The organism is Deltaproteobacteria bacterium (assembly GCA_016219225.1).
Lineage (GTDB): Bacteria > Desulfobacterota > RBG-13-43-22 > RBG-13-43-22 > RBG-13-43-22 > RBG-13-43-22.
The window spans coordinates 1-6,675 of record JACRBX010000332.1 but is presented as its reverse complement, the minus strand read 5'-3'; the positions used below and the strand labels follow the sequence as shown (position 1 = coordinate 6,675).

Here is a 6,675-nt window from a genome sequence, read left to right as displayed (position 1 = left end):
TCCGTCCCAGAGTGCTTCCGTCCAATTAATTACCCGTAGGGTAACGAAGTTTATTGTTTGCCGGCCCCTCACCGGCAAACAATAAAAATCTTTTTCTTTGCGCTCTCTGCGCCTCTGCGGTGAAAACAGTTTTTCAAAAAGCTAAACTGATACAAATGTTTTTGTTTTATAGGATGGCTGACCGGCGTGGGCGTCAACCAGGCAAGAACATTAATTTCTCCATGCTCCGGACTCTGAATCCTGAACTCTATGCTTGTTTTGAGGGGCCAGCGTAAAATAAAAGGTCGCCCCTTTTTCGACGGCCCCTTCGGCCCAGATACGCCCGCCGTGACGATGGATGATGCGCTGCACAATGGCCAGACCGACGCCGGTTCCTTCGAACTCCCCCTGGCTGTGCAGTCGTTGAAAGATACCAAAAAGCTTGTCGGCATAAGTCATTTCAAAACCGGCCCCATCATCACGAACAAAATAAACCGGCTGCCCATCCTGCTGATTTACGCCGAATTCTATTCGGCTGCCGGCATGCCGGGCGGTGAACTTCCAGGCATTGCCCATCAAATTTTTAAGAACGATCTCCAATAAACGTTCGTCCCCATAGGCCATAACATCCGGTGCGATGGCCCATTCCACCCGGCGTTCCGGCTGGGACTCCCTCAATTCATAGGCCGCCACCTCCGCCGTTTGGCTGAGATTTACCTGGGTGCGGGTCATCTCAGCCCGGGTTGCCCGGGAAAGTTTAAGTAAATCGTCAATCAACTGGCCCATGCGCTGGGTGGCGGCCCGCACCCGCTCCAGGTATTGCCGGCCTTTCTCAGGAAGGCTGGTGCTGCAATCTTCCATGACGGCCCGGCTGAAGCCGTCAATGGCCCGCAAAGGAGCCCGCAAATCGTGGGATACGGAATAGGAAAAGGACTCCAGTTCCTTATTGGCCGCCTCTAATTGGGCGGTGCGCTCCATGACCCGCTGTTCGAGATCGGCATTGAGCCGGCGGATTTCTTCTTCGGCCCGCTTACGCCATAGCAGTCCCAGACCCAGGGCAGCCGCCAGGAGGGAGATAAAGATAGTCACCCCGGTTATCCAGGCCTGTTCCCACAGAGGGGCGTAGATCTCCTCCTGGTCCACCTTGGCCACCATAAACCAGGGGGTGCCCGGGATACTGCGCAGGGCGGCCAGTACCGGCACATTGCGATAGTCTCTTCCCTCTACAATACCCTCCCGGCCCAGGACGGCCATGGCCGCCGGAAGAATAGATCCGGGTTCAAGAGGAAACCGTAAGCGCAAGGCGGTATTCCGGCGGTGCCGCAATTCATTCAAATAGACCACCTCGTTTCCTTCCCGCCGGACCAAAAGGGTTTCGGCCGTGGGGCTGGGGGTAGGCCAGCTCTGGATGAGGGGGAAAAGAAAATCATGGGGGTTGATTTCAAACATCAATACCCCCATGGGTGTCCGTCCCTTTCCGGAAGGGTTTGATTCAGGCACCAAGGGCACAAAGAGGTCCATGTTCAGATTATTGTGGTCCGATCCCAACCTGTCAAGATGCAAATCGGAAACCCGTATCTTTCCGGTGCGCAGGGCCTGGACCACAAAGTCTTTGTCCCCTGGGTCGGCCCGGTTTTTTTCCTCCGGGACGGCCAGACGCACCTGCATTTTTCGATCAAAGAATAAGACCCGGCTGTAGAGCAGGTTTTCCTGGGCCGCGGTCATTAAGACCAAAACGCGATTTTTGGCTTTAAGGGCCGACTGGGTGGCGGCAAAGGTATTGAACGAACCCGAAGACCCGTGGACCCTGAAAACATATCCGGCATCGGCCAGACGTTCCTGGTACCATCCTGAAATTTGACGGACTTTCAGGTCGGCCACGGCATTCAGTTCCTGCTGTCTGGCCCGGCGGATCTCCGACAATTGAAACTTGAGATAAAAGAATCCGGCGCTCCCAATGGCCAGAAAGAGCAGCAGGAAGATTACCAAAGGGCCTTTTAAAAACCGGGAGGCGGGTTCGGGAGCAGAACCGGTAGAGGGGCCTCCGAGTAAGGAGAGAAAGCGGATTTCGGGATCGGCGGTAATCAGGAGGCCGAAGCTCAACAAGGCAAAGGATACGGCGGTAATCAAGGCCATGGGGATGGTCTGGCCACCATAAAGCAGAGGGGCACCGGCCCCGTAGCTTAGAATGACAAACAGGCTGAACAATAAGACCGCCAGGGCCAGAAAAGGGGCCGTCTGCCGGAAAAACCGGCGCCCGGCCAGGGGAGGCTGTACAAACCAGAAGGCCAGAGCGGTAAAAAGGAAGGCCGAGGCCGTCAAAGGAGACATCCTGCCGATGGGAATATCCCCAACCCGGACCCTGGTGGGAGCCAGCCATTGCTCCACCGGCAGTTCGAAACCCAAAAAGAATTGGAGCAACACCAGCAGTCCCATGCCCCCCACGATGACGACGGCCAAAAAGGTAAATCCCTGTGTGACCGGCAGGGTCGAGCGGAACCGATGAAGTAAAAGACCGGAACTGAGCAGGAGCATCAGCCAGGCCGTACTGGGGGCCATGGGGATATATTCCCGCCCCAGGGCGCCGATCTGCCAGGCATCGAATATCCAGCTCAGCAGTACAAGAATGGCCAACAGGCCCGGTCCGGCAACACAAACCTCAATCAATCGCCGGAAGGCTTTATCGAATGGCCGGTCAGGTTTCATGCATGCCCCCGATCCTTCCTCCAAGGAATGGCTTGTGGGAGGTATCTTACATCGTTTTATTTTTACCATATTTTTTTGATAAAGTAAACACGGGAATGACGAAAATGGAACTTGGGCGACTTTTTACAGATCCAACAATAATGACGGAGTTGTAAAAAGCCTGTAGGGTGGGTGGAATGAAACGGAACCCACCAACAAAAAAAGGTACGGTATTCACTCCCCAGGCCATGACAATTGGAGAACTGTTCACTTGCCCGGAAGAATCAGATAGGATAAAATAGAAAAAAATATTGAGGAGTCCCTGCTATGCCCATACCCATCAAAAAAAGATCCAAAAAGGCCGGCCTTCCACCGGGAACCCTGGTACACATCGGCGAGAAACAGAGCGAACGGACCCGTATCACCCTGTTTAACTATGATGAACAGGAGGTGGAAGAAAAAGAAATTGCCGCCGCGGAAGAATGTTTCCTTTTTAAGGATCAAGCCAAGGTCACCTGGATCAATGTGACCGGACTGCATCAGGTGGATGTCCTGGAAAAACTGAACGACTGTTTCGGATTGCATCCCCTGGTCCTGGAGGACATCCTGAACACCGATCAACGGCCGAAGCTGGAAGATTTCGGAGACTACCTGTACGTGGTTTTGAAGTCCCTGTTCTTAAGCGGGGATCGAGGGGAAGAGGTCGGAACCGAACAGATCAGTCTCATCCTCGGCTCTAATTTCGTTCTTTCTTTCCAGGAAAGGGAAGGGACCCTCTTCGATCCTATTCGGGACCGCCTCCGTAACGGGAAAGGCCGGATCCGGAAAATGGGGGCCGACTATCTGGTCCATGCCCTTTTGGATGCCATTATCGACCATTATTTCGTCGTTCTGGAAAAATTAGGCGAGCGGATTGAATGGTTGGAAGAAGAACTGGTCACCCGCACCTCACCGGTCACCCTCCGGGAAATGCATCAATTGAAAAGGGAGATGATCTTTTTACGCAAGGCCCTTTGGCCTTTGCGGGAAGTGATCGGCAGTCTGGAGAGAGGGGAATCTTCTCTCATTAAAGAATCCACGGTGCTTTATTTAAGGGATATCTACGATCATACCATTCAGGTCATTGACAACATCGAGACCTTCCGAGAGATGCTTTCCGGGATGCTGGACAATTATCTCTCCAGTATCAGCAACCGGATGAACGAAGTCATGAAGGTCCTGACCATCATCGCCACCCTTTTTATTCCCCTGACCTTTATTGTCGGATTATACGGAATGAATTTTAAATACATGCCGGAACTGGAATGGCCCTGGGGCTACCCCCTGGTTTTGGTCCTGATGCTGGCCGTGTCCATTTTTATGCTGATTTATTTCCGGAGAAAAAAGTGGATCTGATGTATCTGTTTAATCCTGTCAGATATTTTTTCCATAAATAAATCTAAAGTGTTACGATCTGATCAGGCTTGAATACGTAATGATTGCAGATAAGAAAGGTAGTTTCTGATTTTTTCAATGTCGGGATCTTCTGAAACGATGAATTGCAATCCCAGTTGATAGGCCTCTTCCTTTCGGGAAACCCTTTTCACTTTGACGGATAAATTCTGAATCGGCTCCTGGTTGGGGAGATTGAAGGCCAAAAAGAGGAGGGTTTCCAGATCAAAGCGTTGATCGGTTAAAAGGAGGCAGCCTGTTTCCGAAAGGTCGAGCAGTTGACCGGAAGGATAGCCGTCATGAGTGCCTTCCAGGGCCTGCTCAGAATAAACGGTTGGTATGCGAATAGGGTATCTCTCGGTATTTCTCAGATTGATATGATCCAGTTCCTGTGGATAGTTAATGAAAACAAAAGGATAAGGATATCTGACCGTCCGTTGAATTTCCGATTGAAAGGCATAAACTTTCCCCTGACCAATGAAGCGGATAATACAGGGCATGCCGTCCTTTAAAGGTAAGGGAACCCCGTTGCTGTTATAGGGATAATCCAAAATGATATAGTGGTCTTCGCGGCACCCCCGAAAAAAGGTTTGGGATTTAACTCCGGACAGATGGGGGACCTCGAACAAGACTTGTGTCCCGGGTAAAAAAATGGCGCTATCAAGCATGGGTTTAAACCCCCTCGGGCCTTCGGCAGGATCCGGTTATCATGATGCCATTCATACCTAAAAATAATTTTTAAGTCAATTTTTTATAAGACCATTTTTGACTGAATGGGGGGCAAACACAGAATTTTCCGGGCTTCGGAAGGGTTGGCCACTTCCCGGCCGAATTCTTTGCTGATCCGGACGACCCTTTCTACCAGTTGGGCGTTGCTTTCAGCCAACCGACCTTTCGAATAATAAATATTATCCTCCAAACCGACCCGCACATGGCCATCCATCATCAGACCCATGACGGCCATGGGGAGCTGGCTGGCCCCAATCCCTATGACCGACCAGGTGGAGCCAGGGGGAATAATCTCGGTCAGGTGCAAGAGAGATTTGGGGGTGGCCGGCATCCCCCCCTGAACCCCCAGGACAAATTGAAAATGGAGCGGGGCCTTAAGGAGTCCTTTTTCCAGATATCGCCGGCAGGTATAGACCATGCCGATCTCAAAGACCTCCAATTCCGGCTTAATCCCTTTGGCCAGAGTGGCTTTGGCCAGGGCCTCCAGGAATTCAGGAGGGTTTAAAAAGACATTCGACCCCATATTGACCGAGCCGGCATCGAAAGAAACCATTTCGGGATCAAAGGCCAGGGATTGGAGACGCTCTTCAATCGGCAGGTTGCGGCCCGGGATACCGCTGGTGGTTAAACACAAAATGGCATCGGTCCGGCTGCGGATCCGGTCTACCACTTCCCGGTAAATGGCCGGATCCTGGCACCCTAATTGGGTCCTGGGATCCCTGACATGGATGTGCAGGACCGAGGCCCCGGCCTTCCAGGCTTCGATTCCCGATTGGGCGATCTCCTCGGGGGTAATCGGGATATGGGGAGTTTGGTCCCGGGTTATGCGGGACCCGGTAATTCCAACAGTAATGATCAGTTTTTCCATACTTGCTCCTTTAAATATTCAATCACTTTTTGATCCGCCCTGGGGAAAGGGAAAAGGTCCAACTCGGAAGGATGCACCCAGCGGTAATCCATAATCCCGAGGCGCTTGATGCGGCCTTTAAGTTTGCGGCAAAAGAAACAATGCAATGTGATCCGAAAATGGGTGTAACCATGGCGGACCTTGAAAAAGGGTTCCCCCACTTCGATCTCTATATTTAATTCTTCGCGTATTTCCCGTTGCAAACATTCTTCCAGGGATTCCCCGGGTTCTTTTTTGCCTCCGGGGAATTCCCATAGACCACCCAATAAACCCTTTTCCGGCCGCCTGGTTATCAGGATCTTGGTATTGTTTCTCACCACGGCGGCGGCAACATCAAAATGGGGGATCTTTTTTGGGGGCCGCTTAATGGGCAAAGAGGCCGGCCGGCCGGATCGATATCCTTGACAGGCTGCTTTTACAGGACAGTCGGCACACTGGGGATTTTTCGGGGAACAGATCAAGGCCCCCAACTCCATCAGGGCTTCGTTGAACGGTCCGGCGTTTTTAAGGGGAAGTATTCCCCGGGAAAGGGTCCAGAGCTGACCTATGGTATCTTTGTCCCCGGGATCCCGGCTGATAAAAAAAAACCGTATCAGGACCCGTTTGATATTTCCATCCAGCACGGGGACCGATTGCCCATAAGCCAGACTGAGTATGGCTCCGGCCGTCGACCGGCCGATGCCCGGCAGTTTGAGGAGATCTTCAAGCCCGGCGGGAATTTCCCCTTTAAATCGGTGAACCAGAATCTGGGCCGTTTGATGGAGGTTTCGGGCCCGGCTGTAATAGCCCATCCCCTCCCAGACTTTAAGCACCTTTTCTAAAGGGGCCTCGGCCAGGAGCCGGATTTCCGGAAATAGGTTTATAAAACGGCGGTAATAAGGTTCGACTTGCCGAACCTGGGTCTGCTGTAGCATAATTTCAGAGAGCCAGGTGGTATAAGGCGT

5 protein-coding genes are annotated in these 6,675 nt (G+C 52.2%); 1 reads left to right on the top strand and 4 read right to left on the bottom strand.

Annotated features, from left to right (window positions below; all coding sequences use genetic code 11):
* Window positions 1-210: 210 nt before the first annotated feature.
* A complete protein-coding gene (locus HY879_26725) occupies window positions 211-2,754 on the bottom strand; it encodes a hypothetical protein (protein ID MBI5606940.1) in 2,544 nt (847 codons plus the stop codon).
* A gap of 237 nt (window positions 2,755-2,991) precedes the next feature.
* Between HY879_26725 and corA the strand changes: the two genes are divergently transcribed.
* A complete protein-coding gene (corA, locus tag HY879_26720) occupies window positions 2,992-4,059 on the top strand; it encodes a magnesium/cobalt transporter CorA (protein ID MBI5606939.1) in 1,068 nt (355 codons plus the stop codon).
* Between the two features lie 62 nt (window positions 4,060-4,121).
* Here the strand turns inward: corA and HY879_26715 are convergent, their stop codons facing one another.
* From HY879_26715 to mutY, 3 genes are all read right to left on the bottom strand, one after another.
* Entirely contained in the window at window positions 4,122-4,763 is a 642-nt protein-coding gene (locus HY879_26715) for a flagellar brake protein (GenBank protein MBI5606938.1), read from the bottom strand.
* 83 nt (window positions 4,764-4,846) lie between these two features.
* The gene (locus HY879_26710; protein MBI5606937.1) at window positions 4,847-5,692 is read right to left on the bottom strand and encodes a 3-keto-5-aminohexanoate cleavage protein; all 846 of its coding nucleotides are present in this window, start codon (window positions 5,690-5,692) and stop codon (window positions 4,847-4,849) included.
* The coding region (gene mutY / locus HY879_26705) for an A/G-specific adenine glycosylase (protein ID MBI5606936.1) at window positions 5,680-6,675 on the bottom strand (996 nt) is incomplete at its 5' end. The genes HY879_26710 and mutY, both read right to left, overlap by 13 nt.

Coding starts and splice junctions, on each gene's coding strand:
- HY879_26710 (MBI5606937.1), bottom strand. CDS start 5,692: ATGGAAAAACTGATCATTACTGTTGGAATTACCGGGTCCCGCATAACC.
- HY879_26725 (MBI5606940.1), bottom strand. CDS start 2,754: ATGGTAAAAATAAAACGATGTAAGATACCTCCCACAAGCCATTCCTTG.
- corA (MBI5606939.1), top strand. CDS start 2,992: ATGCCCATACCCATCAAAAAAAGATCCAAAAAGGCCGGCCTTCCACCG.
- HY879_26715 (MBI5606938.1), bottom strand. CDS start 4,763: ATGCTTGATAGCGCCATTTTTTTACCCGGGACACAAGTCTTGTTCGAG.